Source organism: Chloroflexus sp. MS-G, assembly GCF_000735195.1.
Classification (GTDB): domain Bacteria; phylum Chloroflexota; class Chloroflexia; order Chloroflexales; family Chloroflexaceae; genus Chloroflexus.
This window is the reverse complement of sequence record NZ_JPIM01000080.1, coordinates 1-22,055: the sequence shown is the minus strand read 5'-3', so window position 1 is coordinate 22,055 and position 22,055 is coordinate 1. Positions and strand designations below refer to the sequence as shown.

Here is a 22,055-nt window from a genome sequence, read left to right as displayed (position 1 = left end):
CAGGCCCTTCACTTTCGCTCCAGGCCGTTCACTTTCGCTCCAGGCCGTTCACTTTCGCCCTAGGCCCTTCACTTTCGCCCCAGGCGCCCTCACCCTCCCCCTGGCCCGCCTTCCGCTCCCACACGGGGCGAGGAAGGGGGGAGGTTCGGTGGCGCATTTCATTCGTCATCTGCACAGCGAGGCGAACCTGGGCAGCGCACTCGTTCAATCGCTTAGAACCGCCGATAACGCATCACCTGATAAATTCTTTTGTTCACAACGTTGACACGTTACCAATAAGCAGGTACCATGATGAATAAGAAAAATTCCAGATCGTAATAATCTTCAGCTAGAATCCAACAGGGTGAGTAGAAAACCACTTAACTCTGATTGGGGCATCCGCCACCCTTGAGGACCAGGGTGATGGGAGATGGCATTTGCGCTTTCGTATTATATGCGTGTGATTTCACAGAGGCATATTACGCTGAAGATGTGGAAGTATTCATATCATCGATAGCTAGTTTGTGAGATAGCCAATTATTCAATACTACTCAGAACAGCTAACCATGAGTCGCAGCGGGTACAAAAACTGATATTTCAATGATCGGACGGAGCGGCACTATGGAAGTCCGAGCGAATGTACAAGAAGAGCAGCAGATAGCGACGAACCGTGCTACTGCACCACGACACTCTCCGTTGGATATTGCCCGCCGGTTCCTGACTCACCTCGGTCATACAGACTTGCCCCAACACGTGGTACAGCTCGGCTGTGAGCTGCTAGGCGCTGATCGCGGTTCGTTGTACCTGCTCGATCAACAGCAAAAGGTTACGTTGATCGCTCAGTATCCCACCCATAGCGATGATCTGTCGTCTGATGCGCTCGATGAAGAACGACTATCTTGGCAGACACTACACGATTTCCTTCCCCAACTTGTTGATTGTGACCACGATAGCGAAGCGCGGTTCCACTACTGCCATGGCGGTGATTGCTGGCTCACGTTGAGTATTCCTTTGCAATGGGAAGGACAGAATATCGCCGTTGTACAACTGTCGTATAATCCTGACGCATCGGTTAACCAGAACCACCTGCTGGGAATAATCTACGAATATGCCGATCTGGCGGCACTGGCGTTGGTACAACACTGGCGTTACCATCATCCGGCTGATCAGCAGCCGAACCAGGCGGTTCGTTCACCGCTGATGTATGAATACTCGTTTAAGTCGGGAGTATCACTAGCCCTGGCCGCCAGCGAAGCAGAGCGGGCCAGAATTGCCCGTGATCTGCACGACGGCGGACGTTCAGCGCTGCTGGGTATTCAGTTATACCTCGAAGCAATGCGTGCAGCGCTGATACAAGGCGATCACCAGACGGCCCAGGAGTACCTGGCCCGCACGCAAACCGCTCTCAACATCACCGAGCAGGAGCTGGCTCACATCGTGCGTGATCTATATCCGCCCCAACTAGGCGAGGCCGATTTCCCAACCATCCTGACCGAGTTAGGCAAGCGTTGGTCGGCTGTCACAAAGACGCACCTGGACTTCACTGCTTCACCAGACTTGCCGATACCAGACACCAATCAATTGATTGCCTTATACCGCATCGTGCAAGAAGCGCTGGCAAACTGTCACCGTCACGCGCAGGCCTCGCAGGTAACGATGAGTCTGGTGTATGATACCGATCAGCTCGTCCTTACCATCGCTGATAATGGCCGTGGCGGTGCTTCGCTACGCGGTGGCGGTATTGGTTTGCTTAGTATGGCGCAGCGCGCCTACGCTATTGGCGCCGATTTTCGTCTTGAATCCCCAGTTGGTCAGGGAACGCGGATTGTGGTGACTTTGCCATTCAAACGCGAGACAACGGCAATCCATCATTGCACAGGTGACTGCCAGCACGGTGCAGACGTCTGATCGGTTGCGATGATTTGCCTAACCTTACGCTCTCTGCTACGTATTGCCCCACACTTCCACGGCGATACCATCGCGTTCACCACTCCACAACCTGGTGCGGCAGGTGTCACGAAGCAGCCGTTTCCAGAGTTGTGCATGATGAAAGACCTCTTCATCGGTAGCGAAGAGTTGAAAGACGGTACGGGCGGCGATTAAGATCAGTTTGTGACGGGCCCGACTTAGCGCGACGTTCAGGCGCCGTGGATCGAGCAGAAAACCGCTGGTCGTGCGCAGGTAGTTAGGATCGCTCTCAGTTGCCGAAACAATGATCACATCGCGCTCATCACCCTGAAAGCGCTCTACTGTATCGACAGTCGCACCCTCATGTTCGATGAGTAGCTCTTTCATCAACGAGGGAAGTTGGTCACGCAATACCAGGCGCTGGGCACGGTGCGGGACGACAACCCCAACCCCACTGCCGGGATTTAGATTAAGCTGCATCACCAACGCTTCGATGATCGGTCGGATCAGACTGATTTCAAACGGATTGATATCCTGACTCTGCGCCTCCTCGTGAACGATGACGACCAGCGGATAGCGGGGATCAAGCGCTGCGGCGATGAATGGGTCGTCAATCTTGACCGGATCAAGATGCGTAACCCGCCGTGAGAAGTAATGAATACCGTCTTGCTCGTAAATTGCACGGCGCAGAAAGTCGGCCAGATCGCGATGAAGCCGGAAACTTTCCGCCAACCTTACTACTGGCGGTGTCGGATCAAGATGCAACAGCGTCTCGAAAAGGGAAGCATAGACCCGATACGCCTGAAATGTGCGCCGACGCTCGTTCTGCCATTCATGTTGCACAATCGGCGGCATCTGACGATGATCACCGACGACGATCAGGCGTCCATGTTGATGCAGGGCAATAGCAGCCATACAGGCTTCGGCCAGATTCATCTGTGATGCTTCATCGAGCACCAGCAAATCGGCAAAGGTAGCGGTGTGGTAGCGTTGGTTCTGTTTGAGGAGTGAACTGACGGCAAACGGCGTGGCAGCAACAAAACAAGCCGTGCCTTTATTGATTTCACTTACGTCATTTATAGTACGAACGATTGCAGGGAGATCACTATCGGCTTTAGGACGCACTCGAAAGAGAGGAACGTCGAGCAGGCGAGCGTCGAAGTATTTTGCGAATAAATCCGGTTGCCGTTGCCGCTGCTCAGCCAAAGTTCGCTGAACGTCAGCAATCTTACGCAACAACACATCGGTTGCCGCATGCGTCTTGCAGCTCAGCAATACCCGACACGGCTGCCCGGCCTTGAGCAGACCTTGCATGCGAGCCAACAGCGCAAACGCCGATACATAGCTCTTGCCGGTGCCAGGCGGCCCTTGCACGAGCAAGGTTGGGGCATCGCCGTAACCGGCGATATAGCTCATCTGATGCTCATCAAACGAGTGGAGTTCACCGGCGTCGGCCAGTGCCCGTAATCCCTCGGCAAAGTGTTGCTGACCTTCGATGACCGGTTTTGAGATCGAGCAGGTCACGCTTGACGGTGCAGCAAGCCGGTCGTAAAGTGCATTACGTGCTCCCTGACGCAGTTCATCAACCACCTCCATACAACGTTGAGCGTATATGTCGTTTGGATCGGCTTCGATGGTGTACAACGCACCGGCCTGCGGCCAACGCCAGGAAGATGGAAACGAAAAGCGCCGATCACCGTTGCTGTACTGCACATGGGGTTTGAGAAGAATGAAACCGGAAGCATCAATATCTACCAGCGTTGCTCGCGACTGATACAGCAATTGGCGAGCCGTTGTCGTGAACGGCTGCTGTTGATCGGACGGTAAACGCTCATCGACGCTCCAGCGGGGGGCCAGGATAACTTTATCACCGGGTGACAAGCTGGTCAGCCGTAAAGCTGTATCCAGATCACACTCGACGCCATTCAGATCAATACGTAACCGCAACGGCACATCCGGCAGCGGCAATGGCTCAACCGCCTGTTTTTGCTCTTCGGTCAAGCGCACACGCTTGCGATTCCCGCTCAGTTCGGCCTTCAACGCCCGTCGTCGTTCATTTTTAGCCAGAACTTCGATCAAGGTTGGGTCTTGATCTTCCGGTTCATAACGCACGATCAGGCTTACCCCAGCCAATACCCGCTGCTCAGGCGGAGGCAGGTGCTGTTGTCCCCAGGTCACCAGTGCAACATAGCGTTCGATCAGCAAAAACTCGGCCAACGCATCGGCCAGCGTGTGCGAACGACGGGAATATGTCGTAATACTGCTTAGATCAAAGGTCGGTTTAGTTGTACGCGGATTAGCCGGCAATTGCAACGCCAGTAATTGGCAGGCTTCTAAGCGCTTTTCTACAAAACCTTTCAGATGTTCAGACGTCACTGCCCGGTAGTCAATCAATTCATCATCACCACGATCAGGTGGTGGCGGTAGCGCATTCCAGGCGGCGTAAACATATTCGAGCGGTATCTGATTGTTGAAACGAATCCGGCGCGTATACCATCCAACCTCTTTATCGTTACTCAGATCGTCAAAAACCCGTCGGTAGAAACGTCGCCGATACTCTCCCCAATCGAAACCCTCCATCTGGGCCAATCGCACGAGCGAATCGTAGGCCAGTGGATCGTTGTAAAAACGGCGTCGCTCATTCACCACCACGGTTACCACCGGCGCCTCAAAACCGGCGCTCTGCGCAGCCAGATCGTAGAGCGGTGTGGTACCCATGATCTGCGGATGACGGGCCAATCCGTCCAGAAGTGTTTGCAAACAAAATGAATCGGGGACGATCAAGTGAAGAGGAGCCTGAAACTTCCCATCCGCATCAGGTGTTGCCACTTTAGCCACTGCCCGCAACAATTCGTTCATCCAGTTTTCCAGTAACTTCGCTTCATCGGCCAGCGTCTGCGGTGGTTTAGCGAGCAGTTGCACGACAAACCGCTGCCGCTCATTGACCAGTTGCCCGTTCTGGTAGCCGGTGACCAGCGCACCAAGCATAACCAGCATTCCTCTGGTATGGTCATAGAGCGTATCAAGATAGATAGCAATCAGATTGGGGTGAAGATCAGGGCCGATGGCAGGCATCGTTCCATACCCACGGTATGCCAACCGTTTGGGGGTACGGAGATCGTCACCCCGCCAGCGACGAAACGCACGTGCGCGCTGGATCAGTTCATCGAGCCGCGGCGCCAGCACCGGATGATGGAGCAGCTCGCTAACCTTTTTGCGGTGTTCAGATGGGGTTACTAGTTCACCATTGTCTGTGACCTCTTTCAGCAATGCAAGCTGTTGGGTCGTCGTGATCTGATGTGTGTGAAGCGCCGACTTCTCAGCCTCGGTCAGGGTCGGTATGAGCGAGAGATCGTCGTACAGAGCCGCCCATCGCATACAAATCTCATTGTACAGACACCCATCACATTTAGCTGTCAAGTGGAAAGGTAATTCGGCAAATGGTGCGGTTGCGATGGTGGATAAGATTGCCGATGGGCCAGCCAGTAACGTCTCGATCTCGGCCAGATAGGGGGTTGGATCGGTAATGATTTCCAGATAACCGGTAGTTACCCCCAGCCATTCCAGCGCCTGCCGTTGCTCAGCTTCAATCCGTCGTCGTTCGGCTAGCGTCTGGTTCGTTGCTGCAAGTTCACCTTCACCACGGTACAGAATACCGAGCCGAACGGTTTGCAATGCTACATTTGCATCCTGGCAAATCTGCTCGACGAGCCGCTGATAGCAGGCCAGTTGCAGACGATGCTCGATCTTCGCCGTTGCCGAACTTTTGGTATCAACGATCAGGAGTTCCAGCCTGCCGTCATCAGTACGTGCCAACAACAACAGATCAATATCACCACTGACCGCCCAGCCATCAAGATGAGCGGCCACCCGCGGTTGAAAGAGAACTTGCTTCGTACCAGGTGCGAGCTGCCGGATGTGTTGAAGCACAATATGATTGTGATCGGAGGTCGTAAACTGCGGATCGCCTGCGCGCTGACGCTGTGCGCAGTGAACGGCATTGGGAAAGTGTTGCCGTACCTGATCTTCAATAGACTGTTCAAACTGCCGACCGGCGATGGTCAACATCGGCGGGAGCGGTTGCAACGATATGCGGTATTTTGGCAGCCAGGTTAGCTCTTTCCGTCGTTCGTGGAGGCGTAGACGCAAGTAGCGCCGACACTGATCGAGGCGCAGATACTGAGCCAGGTCGGTTGGTGAAAGCGAATGTGGCCGATTCGGATTGTTTGGCAGCGGGGGAAGGTGTTCATCCATATAACTCATACCAATGTAGCTTGTGGCGCCTGTACGCACGTTTGCCAGTATACTAGCCGCGAAATCTATCCCTAATACTTTACAGCCTTTATGATAAAACGTTCAGTCAGATTAGCTGTACTAGTACTAAGGTCAAGTATTCTCAGACGTGATTGTACATCGACCGGTTTAACCACTTCGCCCAACACCCGTTCGTAGCCGTCAAGCGTAGTAACAGTAGTATCACCGTCTTTTGCCCAATGATGAACCGTTACCGGTGATCTGTCTGGATCATCGTTGACAACACCTTTCGTCTGTAACGAGGTAACAGGCAGGTTAACGTCTGTTTTCATCTGTGCCACCGAAGTGCAGAGGTGGCATCAAGGCAAGTGCTTGTTGAGCGGCTGGTAGATCCAATTCGTTTGCAACCGGCTTACTATTCAGCAGCTTCTTCCCTAAAAAGGAGCCTCTGGTAAGCTTCTTCCGTGTACGCTACCAACTGCCGTTCCGCCAGCGTTTGCGCAATCTTGCCCTCTTTCCCCAACACTCGCGCAAGAGCTATCAGATCAAGCAAGTTAAGAAGTTGGGCCGTAATTGGCCGCTTTGCGTCCCAGAAAATGAAGGCTGACCAAAACGCTCTGGCAGGGTCGGACATCACCAGCTCGTACAGGAAATCGCACTCTTCTTCAGACGCACAGGAGAAAAAATAACAGGTATCGTCCAGAACCACTGGGCGTCCCCGAAACGGTGGTACTTGGACAAATTCGAGCTTCTTGTATAAACCTGAGATAGCAACCTTCCAGGGAGCAAATGTATAGGGTCCAACCCCAAAGACCGAGAAGGGCGGGCGGTTCTTGTAGATGGAACTCTTTCGTTTGTCTAGAAGATGAGCGTGCTCAGTAAGATAATTCCACGTCTTGGGGGCGTCAGACCTAAAATGGCTTGGATCGTCGCTCATCGTCCGTTGTGGAACAATCATCCAACGACGCGGCTTCCTGTGCGCTGCAAGATCGGAGCTTTTGAGCAACGGAAAGAGCACTTCAGGTTCAAGCTCCACGAATTCTCCCAGCCCGTTAACAAACTTACCAGACTCAACGTTCAGTTCAAAGACCTTGCTACAATCGTGCTTTATCCCTGACCGCCAACCCCGGAAACCGTTCCCTCTAAGGTCTTTCCATTTCTGGTATGATTTGACATCAGCCACAAGCATTCCATCCTGCAAACCAAACGTGCTATCAGGGTGGTGTGCATGAATAGAATAAAAAACCCGGCATTCCTTGCTATTGCCGTTTGGCTCGCTCCGAACGAACAAAAGGCAGGCGTCAACCGACGCCCCAAAGTATTTCTGCGCGTCGAGGAGATACAGTGATGCTGACTCAATTCGTAGGCCATTTTGCCAGGCGTATAAAAGAACTTTACGTGCTACTGTCGTTTTGCAAAGCATCGCAAGCATGCCGTTTTTACCATTGAGCCATTCGATGTTCTTTCTAATCATCCATTCCGAAATGTCGAAATTGCTTTTACCGGTGAGCGCATCAATACCGCGGAGATTGTCGAGGTTTGACTTCGTCGGAACATTGCTACTGCCCAGCATGCTTAACGCTGTATTTGTGACCCAAGGTGGATTGCCTATGACAAGGATGGGTTTAGGCAACGATTCAACGATCTCAGACCAATTCGTGAAGAAGAAATCAGCTTGATAAACTTCAGTGGACGCATGAGGGAATGCGTGTGCAACAGCCTGCTTTGCCTGTGCTACGTATTGCGGGTTGATCTCAAAGCCAAGAACACGTGACACGTTTGGAAATGTTTCTAACGATGCTTTGAGAAATGAACCCGTTCCGCAAGTCGGCTCAAGAATCGAAGCAGGGCGAAATCCAGTCCGAGCGATAAGGGAACAAATTTCCCTGGCCAGGCTGATGGGTGTTTGAAAATCCCCGAATTCGACTTTGCGCTGTGTTTGATTACGCATCGCTATCTCAGCCTTTCAACACCCGTAACGAGGCCAGCCTTCTCGATGACTCGACCATATTGAAGTCTCCATTGAAGGGCATTCGAGATGGTAAGATAGCCTACCTTAGGAGGATCAGAAAGGATTTCGTCAGCTATCGCTGATGACTCGATCTCGTCTACTGGCAGTCTGCGCTCCTCGATGAAAGCCATAATGTCATCCTTGTTCCCCTCATTCTCAAGGATTCGGCGAAGACCTGTGGTCGTTTGAAAGTCTGCCGTCCGCTCTTTACTGACAAAGATCGTGTGCAGAACGTTTAGATTTCCTGTAGCTGTTTGGGGGTCATCTGTTTTTTCGTATACGAACACAAGCAAAGAATAGCCCAAGCCGTAGATTTTCTGCCGAGCAGATTTAAAAGGACACGATGATTGCGGTTGCCTTATGCTTGTTACCTTCATGTCAACTTCAAGTTCGGAAAAGTCGATCCCACTTGCAGAGCTTCCTTCCTCAAAGTCGTACTTTTCGCGGAGGTAAGACCGAAACTTGTGCTCGAAGTATGTGCCAACAGCCTTCCCATCTGTAACACCATACAATGACGGCTCGCGGTGTGCTGACTCGATACCGGCAAACGTCTGCGCTTCTACCTTAAGAATTTCAAGTGTTAGCTTCGGTTTCATTACTTGACCTCACAATTTGCCGCCTAACGATTTGCACTAAGCCGTAGGCTGAACAAAGGGTAGTCTGTCAGCGCAAAGCGCGATTTAGGCAGCGCTTTATTCGTTCGCAAGGAGGTGTTGCCTTATCCTTGCCAACATTTGATTGTCGGCCTGCTTTCCGGCATCTTTTATTATCGCAGCTCCTTGCCAAATGGCATCGTAATAGTCTTGAAAATAGTGAACAATATCTGGGTGCCGAGTCGCTATAAGAGGTTCGCCCTCTGCCGGCAAGGTCTTACCTCTGTGGACTCCCAAAAAAACCTCTTCGGAGTCTATGATCATAAACTGAAGGAGTGGTGGTACACTTTGATGTTCAATCTCATAATAACGAAGTTGGTAACCATAAATATTCTTGCTTAATATCTCTTCAGCACGCTTAAGTCTTTCTTTTGACGGAAATGTCATAACTTCACGATACCGTATTTCCTTGCGCGAAGCTGTTTCAAGTATAGCCTGCACATACTTCGCGAAGGCCTGCTTTTCACCCTCGGTCCTAAAAGAAATATAATACCCCCACGAAAGATCATCAACGCTCTTTTTCGCTTCTTTTATCCTAAGAGAAATATATTCAGTATATTCTTGTAAATCTGCAAACACCTTTACATGACCAACACTAAGATTATTAAAGCCTTCAATGACAATTCGTTCAATCTTATCTAACTTACTTCTTCTTTCAAAAACCAAATAACCTGTAATAAGCCCCACACCAAGCAGCGTTAGTGAGAAGACGATACCGCTCGGAAGAAGATCTAAACCGAACAAGTCTAATACAGAAACGAGGATACTAAATACTGCCGTAAACCCAAGAATGATTTGTTCAGCTTTTTCCTTCATACTCTCCCGCATTTGCACATTTCGGATTGTGTTGCACTTGCTAACGGTCTGCACCTCAACTCTTCACACATGCGAACGATCTTGCCTCCCAGAGCAACCAACGTAAGGTTTTAGAAGGATTTCCTGTTCTTCAGGATAACCAAGAAAGACCTTACCGTCAACTACCGAGAATAGAATATCATCTGTCATTGTTAGTACTCATAAATTTGGTAGGTTGATAATATGCGCATCAACCGCAGGTTGGAACACTGTTTGGATGAATACTCTCGCTGAGCGACCAACTAAAAACAGAAATCCCATCACCTAATGAAGCCAACCTTCCCATTCTGCAACAATTTCATCTATGTCTCCCGTGTAAGGTTCAATTGCATGTAGTGCGAAATCTGTAATGTGAAATAGGCTCAAACGTGGCTGCTCATGCTTTCTCTTCTGGTTATGCTTCACAACAAAGTCTCCCATAGGTTCAGTACCATGAGCAAAACGATACAATGTGGTTCTAATTGCCTCTGGACTATTATCAATTCCTACCCACCTACGTCCTAATCGTGAGGCTACTTCCAGGGTCGTTCCTGAGCCGGAGAAGCAGTCGAGCACAATGTCTCCAGCATTAGAAGAGGCACGAACAATCTGTGCTAACAAATCAGGATTTTTCTCAGTAGGATAACCTGTAATCCTAACATTCTGATTATGTGCATCCATAAAGTTCAGCCATATATCTTGAACCGGTACGCCCATGCTTTCATCCAGGTACACCTTTCTGCGAGGATTACCGGTTGGAGACCAATATATCTCTCCACGTGCATCCATCTCATCCAGCGTTTGTGGAGTAAATTGCCAGTGTTTCCCAGGTGGCGGCAACATCCCACGCCAAGGTTTTCCTGTCTCGCCATTCCTTATGCCAGGGGCGTGGATAGGGACTTTCTTGTATCTACGCCCTGTTTCCTGCTCAACATACTGATACTCTTTTCGTGCAGCTTCCTCTGTCCATTCTTGTACCGGACGATTCCAAACGTAATTGTCTGACTTAGTGTAGAACAGGATGTAATCGGAAATGTTACCATAGGTCTTCCGAGTGTAATTCTTAGGATTGCATTTCTTTCGGGTTATCCAATTGCGGAAGTTGGTTTTTCCAAAAATCTCGTCCATTATTACTTTGATGTAGAAGGCCATATGCTCGTCAAGATGAACATAAATTGACCCATCATCTGCGAGGAGCTCGCGCAGGAATATCAACCGCTGGCGTAAGAATTCGATATAATGAGCGCCAGAAAGCAGGTCTTGATATGCATCCCTTTGAGACCGGGATTTATACACACTTCTTGTAGCAAAAGGGGGGTCAATATAGACCAAACGCACTTTGCCGAACAACGATTGATCCTGCAAAAGCAGGGATAGAATGGGTAAATTATCTCCATAGAAAAGAAGATTCTCAGCCTTCTCATCACCCCAAATTAGCCGAGTGCTGGCTGGCGGAGTCGCAAGAATCTCTGTTGCATCACGCTTTCCCTCGTAGTACAACGAGACATCTAGCGAGGTAGTGGGCACTTCCATCTGTACCGAAGAGCCATTACCGTTCCACTTTTTTTTAGACACACCAGGCGACATGTGTAGCCCCCTTACTATGACTGAAGCCACTCAAGAGTAAGACGTTCGGGAACCATTCGCAAGGTTAGAACCATCACTTTGTCAAGATAGCTTTCCTCAAGCTTGCTGTAATCATCCCACATTGAGCCTAACAGCAAACCCGGCCCATCGTTCAAGAGGATTACTTTCGTTCTCAAGTTGTGTTTCTGGACGTAGCCTAGTACTTCATCAATTGTGCTTCGATATTGACCAGGCCTGTCATCTTCCTGAGCGCCGCCTCGATCAGAATCATACCGTGCCAAGCCAATTGCTAATACATCTTTCTCATCCTTGATCACAAAATCAACTGGGCGATTTGGATTAGGGTAGCCAGGGAAAACTTTCCCCATAAGAATATCTCTACCGGCTCGATCTGGACCTTCAATTGTCAGGTCTGGAAAACGAGCGCGGACCATCTCAAAGAACCGCTCAGTCAAATCATAGCCTTTCTTGCCCCGATCCTTATATTCCCACAAAATAGCACATAATGCTTCATCTGGGATCGGACGAGAGCTGTAAGCTGCTTGCACTTCGTGAATTGGCCTAAACCGAGAACCGAAATTTACGATGATCTCTTTTATGCTAGACTTCCTTTTTGTCATTTCGACAGGTGTTGAGGGGCTAACATATTTACGAAAGACTCTGAGGAGTTGAGTTCGAATCCAAGTTTGTCTAATCTCACTAATTTGCAAAAGTAATCGCTCCGAAGATTCTGAACTTTGCAAAAGTTGTCCGAATAGCACTAATACAGGCTTGTAAAGCTCGCAAGCATAGGGCAATACGTCAGGATAATACTCACCCGTAGCCAATGTAATCCAATTATGTGCATTAGATTTGTAATCAGCGAAGCGTTTATGGTCTTGGCGTGAATCACTCAACGTTGAGTATTCCATTGTCAGAACCTCCATATTGGCAATATGGCTCTACTAGCAGTCTAGCGATTGGCACTTAAGCCGTAGGCAGACCGAAGGGGGGCCTATCGGCTCAAAGAGTGGATTGGACGGTTCGGTACATAACAGTTTGCTAATTAATTCCTCAAATGTAGCGAAAGGTATTTGTAAAGAAGGCTATTCTTAAGTTTCTGCTTCTCCTCTTTGGAGAGAAATCTAGGGAGTCCGGCTTGTTCCAGAGCTGCAGTTGCATAGGCAGCCATTTTGTAGCTCCCATCTGACAGATGATAAGCCCACTCTAGTTTCCCTGCTATAACTTCCAAGAGCACTGCCCTAATCTCGATGTCAGAAAGATTTCCCTCTTCTGGCAATCTCTCCACCAATTCAAGACAAGCCTTCGCTCGAGAGTCAATATCGCTAACATGAGAGATGTTCGTTTGATACCATCCCCTAATTCTCTCGTATGCCTCACGTATTGTTATCTTTGCAGGCTTTGGATCGCTAGGAGCAAGTCCCATAATGTTTTCCTACCTCCGCAGGTTTGATCTTTACGCTGTTCCAGGATCCCACTATCGGCACCTTTCTTCATGATTGCATGATTGTAGGGCAACTTGAGCAGCCACATGGCTATGTCAAGACATTCCCGTGGCGACGGCTCACAATATGACTGCGAGGGTGTGTACAGATAAGCTCACAAGGGCGGCTATGTTAACGAAAGGCACACCTCATTCGCTGCTACCGCCTCCTTTATCCAGGCTTCTTGCCGATCTAACAACATCTCGAGGTTGCACGAACGCAATATGTTCGCACGTTCCCCCCTATATGCTGAACGAGCGAAGACACCCAAGATCAGCAAAATACTACCAGATATCACTCGTTTACCCACGCCACACACAACATCTCGCACTCGTCGAGGCTTGATCCTGCACCACCCGTTCTTTCAGCGAGCCGATACTATGTGTCGCTAAGCCGACTGAGATTACTACACCTGCAATGGCAGCAGTCGCACGTGAATATAATACCCGTTGGCGATACCCACAACGACTACGAGCACATCTGCGTTCGGGAAGCATTTGCGTTCAGGGAACCACTCCTTCGCGCCTGTTCCATTCCAACGCAATCATCACATTGCTCCCCCGCTATTTTCCATGAAACACACCAGTTCAAGAACCTGATACACGGTTTTCGCAAACAGGATCGGTATTACGTTGCTGGTTCATCAAAAATACCCGGCTCAGGCTTCGGATCAATCCGATTCCGCAGGATGCGCTCAAAAGCTCCTACCTGGCGGGGGCCAATTGCTCGCCCCGAAATCAACAACACCTGGCCGTTGATGAGCTGTAGCTCATAGACACCAAACAGCTTGCGCCAGCCGCGCACTTGTGACCACGGAATCTCACTTCGCCCACTTTGGGCTTTGACGATTAACGTATCACGCCCCAATTCGTAACGGATTGGCTGGTAAACCGGAAGATCTCGCTTTCGGCTCTGGCGATAAATCATGATCCAGCCCACAATACTGTAGACCAGAAAAGGCAGCCAACCACCTAATAACGCGGGTACCTGAGGCACAGAGGGATCATAAATGACGAACGCTGTCAGTACTGCCGCTACAAATGCAAAGACATAGAAAATAGGACGACGAAAATAGCGACTGAGGGCGTGCCGGGTAAACTCTTTCTGGCTAATGACACTCTCGATAATCATAGTTTGTCAACACTAAAATGCATGCCGCTTGATCAAGATCAGTTCGTTACCGCCGTGTGGTAGTGTGCGATATTGTAGATCATCCAGCAAACTCCGCGACAAGAACAGCCCCAAACCACCCGCTCGTTGCTGTCCATGCGCGATCAGATGACGTGGTAAAGGAACACTGAGCGGATTAAATGCCGGTGCTGCATCACGGATCGATACCAAAAGCGTATCACCTTCATTCCAAACTTCGATCCATATTGGGCCAACTTGCCCACCATAACCATAGATAATGGTGTTGGTGATCAGTTCGTTGGCTGCGTAGACAATATCATCAATACAATCACGACGCGCACCAGTGTAACTCGCCGCATCAATGATCGAACGCCGAATCTGTTTGAGGCTATGCAGGTCGGCGTTAAAGGTTAGTGATGCGGTCATACTTGCTCCAAGTGATCTTACGATAGCGATTCCGGTGAATACGCATCTTATGATACCATACGGTTGCGGATGTTTACATGAAATAGCTCAAAACCTGAGTCTTTGCAACGTCTCTCCCTGCCCGGCAGTGGGATGGAGGAAGAGGAAAGAGGGCCAGGCAAGAGTCTTACCGTTTGCACCCGTCAAGAAAGGAGATGCGCATTACGCTGCGACCCCGAAGTCGCAACCTCTTGCGCAACAGGCTTATGAACGACGCGGTTGAGTTTCTTATTCGTCTGCTCCGCACGCCATCGCTCTCTGGACAGGAAGCAGCGGCAGTACAGGTGATGGTGGCGCAAATGGCTGCGTTCGGCTGGGAAGCGTTCGTTGATGAGTCGGGCAGTGCGGTTGGTCAGGTGGGCACGGATGGGCCATTAGTTGTGTTGCTCGGCCACATCGATACTGTGCCCGGCGAGATACCGGTACGTATCGAAGACGGCAAACTCTATGGGCGCGGTGCTGTTGATGCCAAAGGCCCGTTGGCGACCTTTGTCTGGGCAGCCCGCCGTGCCGAGCAGGCTGGCACGTTAGGTTGCCGACTAGTTATTATCGGGGCCACCGAAGAGGAAGCCGCCAGCTCACGTGGTGCTCATGCAGCCCGTGATCGCTACCGCCCTGATTTTTGCGTGATCGGAGAACCGAGCGGTTGGGATCGGATTACGCTTGGTTACAAGGGACGGCTGCTCGTCCACTATCGTTATCAGCAACCGGTTGCCCATAGTGCTGGTGAACAACGTGCTGCCCCCGAACAGATGGTTGACTTCTGGCGAGCAATTGAACAGTACTGTCAGCACCTCAATGCCGGACGAAGCCGGCTGTTTGAGCAACTCATCCCTTCGCTCCGGCGTGTTCATAGCGATAGCGATGGCATCAACGAATGGGTCGAAGCAACCATTGGCTTTCGTCTGCCACCCGGCGTTGAACCATCAACCCTGGCCGAGACGCTCCAGACCTTAGCCGGTGCTGCCCATCTCTCTTTTGAAGGCGCCTGCCCGGCCTTCCAGAGTCCACGCACGACACCGCTGGCAAGTGCATTTGTGCGGGCGATTCGTCAACACGGCGGTCAACCGGCGTTTCTCCACAAGACCGGTACAGCAGATATGAATGTCGTAGGCCCGGTGTGGCAGTGCCCAATCGTTGCTTACGGGCCGGGCGATTCACGGCTCGATCATACGCCTGACGAACATATTGTGCTGCACGAATACGAACACGCGATTGCGGTGTTAGCCGATGTGTTGGCACAATTACGTTGACGATTGACAAGGGTTGTGCTACCATCAGCCTGATTGAATATAAGCAACGTGGGGTTGTACCCCACCGGTAGGGAGCCCGGAGGAAGCGAAGGGCTTAATTGGGGGAAGTCCGGTGCAAGGCCGGCGCAGTCCACGCTACTGTATGTCGCCATTGGCGACGAGCCAGAATGCCCGTCCCTACTCGTCTGCTGTCACGCCCGCGCTGGAAAGGGGGTGAGGCAATACCTTCTTTTTGCTTCATCAGTTCACCCCTCCACCGCTGGTGGAGGGATTTTTGTTGTCTGTTCGGTGTTCGCTGACGGAAACGAGAGGAGCGTCTCATGCGTCGAACAATTGTCCTTATCCTTACGATGATGTTGAGTATAATCGTATCGCAACCAGTGGCTGCACAAAGCGACATGGTTGCTGCCGGATTGAAGTGGATTCTCGGCCAGCAACAGGCCGATGGAAGTTTTGCCGGTTTTGGGCCTGGTGATACTGCTGATGCTATTGTGGCGCTCGTGGCCGGTGGTGAACAACCACCAGCCAGCGCGCTCAACTATCTGGCCGGACAGGCCGCTAGCTACGGAACCTCATCGGCTGGCGCAACAGCCAAGGTGATCCTGGCCGTCGTCGCTGCCGGACGCGATCCGCTCAATTTTGGTGGGGTTAATCTGGCCCGCCAGCTTGGTACAACTTACGACCCGGCCACCGGTCAGTACGGCGCCGATGTGTACGGCCATGCCCTGGCCCTCCTGGCCATCAAGGCGATGGGCGTCCAACCGCCAGCGCCTGCTATCGAACGTCTTATCGGGTTACAGCTTCGCGACGGTGGATGGAGTTTTGATGGCGCCGCAGCAACCGGTAGCGATACCAATACGACCAGTCTGGCGGTGATGGCTTTGAGTGGCTATGCTCGTGCAGGCGATGCGTTAACCGCCGCCCGTAACTATCTCCGTGGTCAACAGAATCCCGATGGCGGGTTTCCCTACTCGCAAACATCTGCATTCGGCAACGCCAGTGATGCCAACTCCACCGCAGCAGTGATCCAGGCAATCCTGGCCCTCGGTGAAGACCCAAACGCAAATCCATGGCGACAGGGCGAAGCAACACCGCTGAAGTCGTTGATCGCATTCCAGAATCAAAGTGGTGCCTTCCGCTATCAAAACGCAATGCCCGACGATAACGCATTGGCAACCTATCAGGCAATTCCGGCAGTCGCTGGCAGAACGTTGCCGGTACGGACCGTCACCATCCCGGCAGCACAAACATTGATCGCTTCGGCCATCAATCTGCCAACAACCGGTGGCGAAACTGTGCCGATCCTGGCTCTGGTTGCCCTCACAGGGATGGCCCTGCTGGTCGTTGGTCTGTGGCTGCGCCGTGAGCCGGTGAGACAAGGGTAGGACGATGAAACTGTGGCGCACGATGCTGATCTTGCTGGTTATGACCCTCCTGTCGAGCGCGGTCAATGCCCAGTCACCGGTCAACCGTGCTGGGGTCGTGGTGCGTTTCGGTAATGGTGAAGTAGTGACGGCATGCGTTACCTTTAACGAATCGACGATCAGTGGACTTGATCTGCTCGAACGGAGCGGGTTACCGTTGATCAGTCAGCAGAGCAGTATCGGCGCCGCAGTGTGTAAAATTGGTCGCGACGGTTGCGACTATCCGGCGACCAGTTGCTTCTGTGCTCGCGATCAGCAGGGGCGAGCGGTTTACTGGGCCTTTTACCGCCGCGAGGCCGGTACATGGCGTTATTCCAATTTGGGCGCCAGCAACGTTGTGGTGAACGATGGCGATCTCCACGGCTGGGCCTGGGGGCCGGGTGATGCTAGTAGTGGTGCGGTACCACCAGATCTCGAACTGAGTGATGTGTGTGGTCAGACAACAATACTCCCCACAACTGTGCCCACTGCTACCACTGTTCCAACAGCCATTCCTACAGTTGGACGCCAGGCTACTGCAACTATGAACCCTACGGCCATGGAAGGCCCAACTATCGCTACGACACAACCAACGACACCCATGCCAATCGCTCGCCCTTCTTCACCGACCGCAGGAGCACCAACAGGGTCATCCATTACCCTTAGTCTCAGTCCACTGCCGTCGCCAACTGCGCTTGCTCCGACACCACCGACTAGAACCGAAACGCCTACACCGACCATGGCAAGCAATGGAAATGGGCAATGGCTTGCTTTTTTTGCCCTGGCAGCACTGTTGATTATGGGCATCGTGGTCACGTTGAGACGGCGTAACAAGGGATAAAGGAGTTTCACAGTGGGTCGTTCACGCCACACCAGTATCTGGCTTGTTCGTCACGGTCAAACCGAAGCCAATCGGAGTCGGCGGTATCTCGGCCTCCGTGACAGTCCTCTGACCGATTACGGTCGGCGCCAACATCTGGCCCTTGCTCAACGTCTACAAGTGCTACCCTTTACCAACATCATTGTCAGCCCAACAGAGCGAACCCGTTCTCTGGCCACGATGATTTTGAATCGGCGACCGACGATCCCAGTGCATGAAGATTCGCGGTGGTTGGAGATCGATCACGGACGTTGGGAAGGACTAACGTACCGCGAGGTGCTGCAACGTTTTCCTGATGACGCTCAGCAACGCTGGGCAAACGGCATTGATGGTCGGGCCACTGGGGGAGAAAGTCTGGCTGAAGTGGCAAACCGGGTGAACGAGGCATGGCAAGAATTGCTCGCCGGATCGGTGGGTCAACGAGTGCTGATCGTCACTCACGCCACACCCATCCAACTGGTACTCTGTTGGTGTTGTCAGCTTCCGATAGCCGAATACTGGCGCTGGCGCATCGACTTAGGCAGTATCACTGCACTCGATGTATACGGATCAACAGTCATTATGCGCACGATCAACACCGTACCGCGGTTGTTGGCGGCGACGGCGGAAGATGTATGAGTGAATCATCAATCCGTTCTCCCATTGGTCTGGTAGAGGCCCTACGCTTTCTCACCATCATTCCCCTTCCCGGCCTGCCACCAATGAACGAGCAGAGCGTTGTGCGGGCAATCCCCTGGTTTCCGATGGCCGGCCTGGTCATCGGCGGTGTGTTAACTGCGGTTGACCTGCTGGCCCGACCGTTGTGGGGTGACCTCAGCGCCGCCGTACTGGTGGTGGCAATGTGGGGCATCATTACCGGCGGAATGCACCTCGACGGCCTGAGCGATACGTTCGATGCCGCAGTGAGCTGGCGATCACGTGAACGCAAACTCGAAATCATGAAAGACAGTCGGATCGGGGTCATGGGAGCCTCAGCGCTGATCATGATCCTCTTCCTGAAAGTAGCTCTGATCGCTGGTGCGCCAGGCGCCTGGCCTGCCCTCCTGCTGGCACCCATTCTGGGGCGTTGGGCCGATTGTTTCTGCATCTATTGGTTTCCCGCCGCACGGGAAGGGGGACTGGGACGCATGTTCAATTCTCAGGTACGACAGCGTGACTTCTGGCTGGCATCTTTGCTCACGGGGGGAGTCACGTGGCTTATTGCCAACTTCAACGGCTTGATCGCCTTCGGTTTGGTGTTGGGGCTGGCATATCTGTTAGCGCGCTGGTGGGTCCGTGACTTCGGTGGCCTGACCGGCGATACCTACGGCGCCCTTTGTGAGATAAGCGAAGTGGTGGTACTGGCTACGCTGACAGTACGCCTGGGGAATGGCTAATGCACACGCGCACATGGCTCTGCTGGCTGATTGCAACAGTTACCATCGCAATGCTCGCACCGCATCCGCTTTACCACATCTTGCTGATGCTGGTGGTGACGTACATCTTCGTGAATCGGCGTGATGATCGTCCGCTAGCACGGAGTTTTGCCCTCTTTGCCCGTGTCGGTGCCTTTATCTGGTTCGGATACATTCTCTTTGCCATCGTGACGGTCGGTGGAGCACGCGGAACAACCGTGATCTTCCGGTTGCCTGCCATTCAGCTTCCGGCGTGGTCAGGCGGTATTGTCTTTGGCGGGTCAATCACTGCTGAAGCCCTGGCCTGGGGGGCCACTCGTGGTTTGGGATTGTGGACACTGCTGCTCATTTTCGGCGCCTTTAACGCGCTCGTCGATCATCATCGGCTGCTCCGGCTGACCCCGCGCTCACTCTTCCACGCCGGTCTTGCCGTGACGATAGCGATTGCCTTTGCCCCAGGATTGGTACGCACCGTCCAGGACATTACGGCCGCCCAGCGTGCACGTGGTCATCGGTTTGGTGGGATACGGAGTTGGGGTGCCTTGATTAGCCCTCTTCTGGCCGGTAGTCTTGAGCGTGCCCTCCAATTGGCCGAAGCACTCGAAGCACGTGGCTATGGACGCACGGTATCAACGACACCGGCAACCGGCCGCACACTAGGGCTGGTCTTCGGTCTGGTAGGCCTGACATCTGCGGTCATCGGCTGGCTGTGGGTTGGTCCTTCCAGCTTCCCACTCGTCGCCCCACTTGGCGGTGGTGGTCTCCTCCTCACCGGCTGGGCTGCCCACCAACTAAGCCGACGTGTGCCACGCACAACCTATCGGCGCGAACGCTGGCACCGTCATGATACGTTTACCTGGATCGCTGCTGTCAGTGCAGTTGGCGTGATCGCGACGATGCGCTTGATTGAACCAAGTGCGCTCGTCTACTATCCGTTTCCGGTTATCACGGCGCCCAGTTTTGATCTTCGTATCGGTGCGGCGATTTTGGCGCTGGCCGTACCTGCCATACCACTGCCATCGACAGCACCACGCCGTGCACACCGTCTGAACGCTGACCGCCGGGCCGCACGTCGTGAAGCGCCGCCCCAACACCCATTGCGGGTAAGCGCTTCCGATTAACGTGTAGGGCTGAAGCGGTTGAGCAGGAGAAATCCATCGAAAACTTCCGTGCAGGAACCATCAGATCACCCTGTTGCCACTGGCGCTTCAAGTGGCAGCAGAATGGTGAACGTTGTTCCAACACCAGGTTGGCTATCGACAAGAATACGCCCGCCATGTTGCGTAATGATATGGGCACTGATTGCCAACCCAAGACCGGTACCGTGCGGTTTAGTGGTGTAAAATGGCTCAAAGAGATGCGGTATATGTTCAGGGGCAATCCCGACACCGGTATCACTAATCGCGATTGATAGCGTCGATGGCGCTTCTGGGCGGCCAGCGACCAGACTGGTAGTAACGGTCAATTCACCGCCATTGGGCATCGCATCACAAGCGTTCAGAATAACATTCAAAAACACCTGCCGTAACTGATCGGCATGGGCCGTGATCGGTGGCAGATCATTAGCGAGCTGGGTACGGACAGTAACGTGATTGTGGCGCAGATGGGTAGTGACTAACTCAAGCGTTTCACGAAGCAAGGCATTAATGTTGGCACTGGTCAGCTCGCCACGTGAAGGGCGGTAGAAATCACGCATCCGGGTGATAATGCGTGCAATCCGCCCTAACTCTTGCTGAGCAATGTTCAGAAATGTGCGCTGTGGGGCATCGGGCGGTAAATCTTGTTCGACCAGATAGAGACTGTTGCGCGCTGCATAGAGTGGATTATTGATTTCGTGAGCCACTGAAGCCGATAGTTCACCAACCGCAGCCAGTTTCGCACTCTGCAATAACTGTGCCTGTGCTGCGTTCAAACGTGCTTCAGCCTCGGCCCGGAGCGATTGGGTAAGCGCCAGATCGTGCTGTAACGCTGTTGCTCGTTGCCGCTGCCGAACTTCATCAATCGCAATCATTGTCAGATCGGCCAATGCCTGCACGAACGGCAAATCGCGCGGATGGTACAGATGCCAAATCTGATCGCTGCATACGATAAGCGCCCCATTCCGTTGACTTTCGATCCGCAGGGGCGCCAGCAGCACGCTTTGGGGCAAAGTGCAATTCTCAGCGGCTTTATCCAGCGATAGATGCTGTTGTCGCAGCAGGTTCTCGATTTGTGGGCCGGTTAACAGGATCGAGCGTGGCGCTTTCACAGCTATATCGGCCAGGATTGCAATTGCCGGAGAAGGCGTACCTGCTGGAATAGAGGCCCGCAGATGCAAAGCACCCTCTGTCTCATCATCAAGCAGATAGATATACGCCGCTGCCGTACCCGGAAAGAGGTTGGTGGCTTGCTGCACGACGAGTTGCACTATCTTCTCGACATCATGACTGATCAGCAGCGCAGCCGAAATGGAAAGCAGTGCGGCCAGCCGTCGATCAAGGTCACGGGCATAGCGGGCGTGCAACTCAGCTTCACGTTCGAGAGCAGCAATACGAGTTTGCGCTGCCTGCAATTCTTGTTCTAGCCTGGCAATGTAGGCTGTGACATCTTCACGCTCGATCATGTTTAAGCTCCTGTGCTGGTTATCCTTTCACCATGATACACGAGGGCCGTAATTTGCTACTGCTAACCCGCGTCACGCGGTCGGCATAACAGGCGTCACGCTGCTGCGTCGGTATGCCGGCTGAGGCAGGTTTCCAGCTATCTCCATACCCTCTCTTTAGCCCCCATTTTAAGCTCTCACCAGGAGCGAGGAAGGAGGAGGATGCTTCCCATTTAAT

Annotated in this window: 18 protein-coding genes and 1 riboswitch; of the genes, 7 read left to right on the top strand and 11 right to left on the bottom strand. The window is 52.5% G+C overall.

What is annotated here, in order from left to right; all coding sequences use genetic code 11:
* Nucleotides 1-600: 600 nt before the first annotated feature.
* Complete coding sequence (locus JE47_RS0114215; RefSeq protein WP_031460399.1) at nucleotides 601-1,887, top strand: sensor histidine kinase; 1,287 nt, start codon at nucleotides 601-603, stop codon at nucleotides 1,885-1,887.
* A 36-nt stretch (nucleotides 1,888-1,923) separates the two neighbouring features.
* Here JE47_RS0114215 and JE47_RS0114210 read toward each other — a convergent pair whose 3' ends face one another.
* The 10 genes from JE47_RS0114210 to JE47_RS0114165 form a co-directional block, all read right to left on the bottom strand.
* Nucleotides 1,924-6,141, bottom strand: coding sequence for a bifunctional RecB family nuclease/DEAD/DEAH box helicase (locus tag JE47_RS0114210; protein ID WP_236631246.1), 4,218 nt, complete (start codon nucleotides 6,139-6,141; stop codon nucleotides 1,924-1,926).
* 71 nt (nucleotides 6,142-6,212) lie between these two features.
* A complete protein-coding gene (locus tag JE47_RS0114205) occupies nucleotides 6,213-6,473 on the bottom strand; it encodes a hypothetical protein (protein ID WP_031460397.1) in 261 nt (86 codons plus the stop codon).
* Nucleotides 6,474-6,556: 83 nt separating this feature from the next.
* Entirely contained in the window at nucleotides 6,557-8,092 is a 1,536-nt protein-coding gene (locus JE47_RS0114200) for a restriction endonuclease NspV (RefSeq protein ID WP_031460396.1), read from the bottom strand.
* A gap of 2 nt (nucleotides 8,093-8,094) precedes the next feature.
* Nucleotides 8,095-8,748, bottom strand: a complete 654-nt coding sequence (locus JE47_RS0114195) for a hypothetical protein (protein WP_031460395.1) — start codon at nucleotides 8,746-8,748, stop codon at nucleotides 8,095-8,097.
* 96 nt (nucleotides 8,749-8,844) lie between these two features.
* Entirely contained in the window at nucleotides 8,845-9,621 is a 777-nt protein-coding gene (locus JE47_RS0114190) for a hypothetical protein (RefSeq protein WP_152556072.1), read from the bottom strand.
* Nucleotides 9,622-9,924: 303 nt separating this feature from the next.
* Nucleotides 9,925-11,226, bottom strand: coding sequence for a site-specific DNA-methyltransferase (locus JE47_RS0114185; RefSeq protein WP_031460393.1), 1,302 nt, complete (start codon nucleotides 11,224-11,226; stop codon nucleotides 9,925-9,927).
* Between the two features lie 14 nt (nucleotides 11,227-11,240).
* Entirely contained in the window at nucleotides 11,241-12,137 is an 897-nt protein-coding gene (locus JE47_RS0114180) for a hypothetical protein (RefSeq protein ID WP_051871171.1), read from the bottom strand.
* 134 nt (nucleotides 12,138-12,271) lie between these two features.
* Nucleotides 12,272-12,652 (bottom strand): hypothetical protein, encoded by a 381-nt coding sequence (locus tag JE47_RS0114175; RefSeq protein ID WP_031460391.1) that lies wholly within the window; start codon nucleotides 12,650-12,652, stop codon nucleotides 12,272-12,274.
* Between the two features lie 685 nt (nucleotides 12,653-13,337).
* Nucleotides 13,338-13,841: a YcxB family protein gene (locus tag JE47_RS0114170; RefSeq protein ID WP_031460390.1), complete on the bottom strand. Its 504-nt coding sequence runs from the start codon at nucleotides 13,839-13,841 to the stop codon at nucleotides 13,338-13,340.
* 12 nt (nucleotides 13,842-13,853) lie between these two features.
* Nucleotides 13,854-14,267 carry an ATP-binding protein gene (locus tag JE47_RS0114165; RefSeq protein WP_031460389.1) on the bottom strand — a complete coding sequence of 138 codons (414 nt, stop codon included), beginning with the start codon at nucleotides 14,265-14,267 and terminating at the stop codon, nucleotides 13,854-13,856.
* Nucleotides 14,268-14,512: 245 nt separating this feature from the next.
* On the opposite strand from JE47_RS0114165, the gene JE47_RS0114160 reads away from it, so the two are divergent.
* The 6 genes from JE47_RS0114160 to JE47_RS0114135 all read left to right on the top strand — a co-directional run bounded on the left by JE47_RS0114160 (nucleotide 14,513) and on the right by JE47_RS0114135 (nucleotide 20,357).
* Nucleotides 14,513-15,559 (top strand): [LysW]-lysine hydrolase, encoded by a 1,047-nt coding sequence (locus JE47_RS0114160; RefSeq protein ID WP_031460388.1) that lies wholly within the window; start codon nucleotides 14,513-14,515, stop codon nucleotides 15,557-15,559.
* Between the two features lie 53 nt (nucleotides 15,560-15,612).
* Nucleotides 15,613-15,753, top strand: a riboswitch (cobalamin riboswitch).
* A gap of 126 nt (nucleotides 15,754-15,879) precedes the next feature.
* On the top strand, nucleotides 15,880-16,944 hold the full coding sequence (locus JE47_RS0114155) for a prenyltransferase/squalene oxidase repeat-containing protein (protein ID WP_031460387.1): 1,065 nt from the start codon (nucleotides 15,880-15,882) through the stop codon (nucleotides 16,942-16,944).
* A 4-nt stretch (nucleotides 16,945-16,948) separates the two neighbouring features.
* Nucleotides 16,949-17,803, top strand: coding sequence for a hypothetical protein (locus JE47_RS0114150; protein ID WP_031460386.1), 855 nt, complete (start codon nucleotides 16,949-16,951; stop codon nucleotides 17,801-17,803).
* Nucleotides 17,804-17,815: 12 nt separating this feature from the next.
* Nucleotides 17,816-18,460: a histidine phosphatase family protein gene (locus JE47_RS0114145; RefSeq protein WP_031460385.1), complete on the top strand. Its 645-nt coding sequence runs from the start codon at nucleotides 17,816-17,818 to the stop codon at nucleotides 18,458-18,460.
* A complete protein-coding gene (cobS, locus tag JE47_RS0114140) occupies nucleotides 18,457-19,218 on the top strand; it encodes an adenosylcobinamide-GDP ribazoletransferase (protein ID WP_031460384.1) in 762 nt (253 codons plus the stop codon). The genes JE47_RS0114145 and cobS overlap by 4 nt, the downstream gene beginning before the upstream one ends.
* Nucleotides 19,218-20,357, top strand: coding sequence for an energy-coupling factor transporter transmembrane component T (locus JE47_RS0114135; RefSeq protein WP_031460383.1), 1,140 nt, complete (start codon nucleotides 19,218-19,220; stop codon nucleotides 20,355-20,357). Before cobS ends, JE47_RS0114135 begins: the two co-directional genes overlap by 1 nt.
* A 65-nt stretch (nucleotides 20,358-20,422) precedes the next feature.
* Here JE47_RS0114135 and JE47_RS0114130 read toward each other — a convergent pair whose 3' ends face one another.
* Nucleotides 20,423-21,838, bottom strand: a complete 1,416-nt coding sequence (locus JE47_RS0114130) for a sensor histidine kinase (RefSeq protein WP_031460382.1) — start codon at nucleotides 21,836-21,838, stop codon at nucleotides 20,423-20,425.
* Nucleotides 21,839-22,055 lie beyond the last annotated feature (217 nt).

Coding starts and splice junctions, on each gene's coding strand:
- JE47_RS0114215 (WP_031460399.1), top strand. CDS start 601: ATGGAAGTCCGAGCGAATGTACAAGAAGAGCAGCAGATAGCGACGAAC.
- JE47_RS0114210 (WP_236631246.1), bottom strand. CDS start 6,141: ATGGATGAACACCTTCCCCCGCTGCCAAACAATCCGAATCGGCCACAT.
- JE47_RS0114205 (WP_031460397.1), bottom strand. CDS start 6,473: ATGAAAACAGACGTTAACCTGCCTGTTACCTCGTTACAGACGAAAGGT.
- JE47_RS0114200 (WP_031460396.1), bottom strand. CDS start 8,092: ATGCGTAATCAAACACAGCGCAAAGTCGAATTCGGGGATTTTCAAACA.
- JE47_RS0114195 (WP_031460395.1), bottom strand. CDS start 8,748: ATGAAACCGAAGCTAACACTTGAAATTCTTAAGGTAGAAGCGCAGACG.
- JE47_RS0114190 (WP_152556072.1), bottom strand. CDS start 9,621: ATGAAGGAAAAAGCTGAACAAATCATTCTTGGGTTTACGGCAGTATTT.
- JE47_RS0114185 (WP_031460393.1), bottom strand. CDS start 11,226: ATGTCGCCTGGTGTGTCTAAAAAAAAGTGGAACGGTAATGGCTCTTCG.
- JE47_RS0114180 (WP_051871171.1), bottom strand. CDS start 12,137: ATGGAATACTCAACGTTGAGTGATTCACGCCAAGACCATAAACGCTTC.
- JE47_RS0114175 (WP_031460391.1), bottom strand. CDS start 12,652: ATGGGACTTGCTCCTAGCGATCCAAAGCCTGCAAAGATAACAATACGT.
- JE47_RS0114170 (WP_031460390.1), bottom strand. CDS start 13,841: ATGATTATCGAGAGTGTCATTAGCCAGAAAGAGTTTACCCGGCACGCC.
- JE47_RS0114165 (WP_031460389.1), bottom strand. CDS start 14,267: ATGACCGCATCACTAACCTTTAACGCCGACCTGCATAGCCTCAAACAG.
- JE47_RS0114160 (WP_031460388.1), top strand. CDS start 14,513: ATGAACGACGCGGTTGAGTTTCTTATTCGTCTGCTCCGCACGCCATCG.
- JE47_RS0114155 (WP_031460387.1), top strand. CDS start 15,880: ATGCGTCGAACAATTGTCCTTATCCTTACGATGATGTTGAGTATAATC.
- JE47_RS0114150 (WP_031460386.1), top strand. CDS start 16,949: ATGAAACTGTGGCGCACGATGCTGATCTTGCTGGTTATGACCCTCCTG.
- cobS (WP_031460384.1), top strand. CDS start 18,457: ATGAGTGAATCATCAATCCGTTCTCCCATTGGTCTGGTAGAGGCCCTA.
- JE47_RS0114135 (WP_031460383.1), top strand. CDS start 19,218: ATGCACACGCGCACATGGCTCTGCTGGCTGATTGCAACAGTTACCATC.
- JE47_RS0114130 (WP_031460382.1), bottom strand. CDS start 21,838: ATGATCGAGCGTGAAGATGTCACAGCCTACATTGCCAGGCTAGAACAA.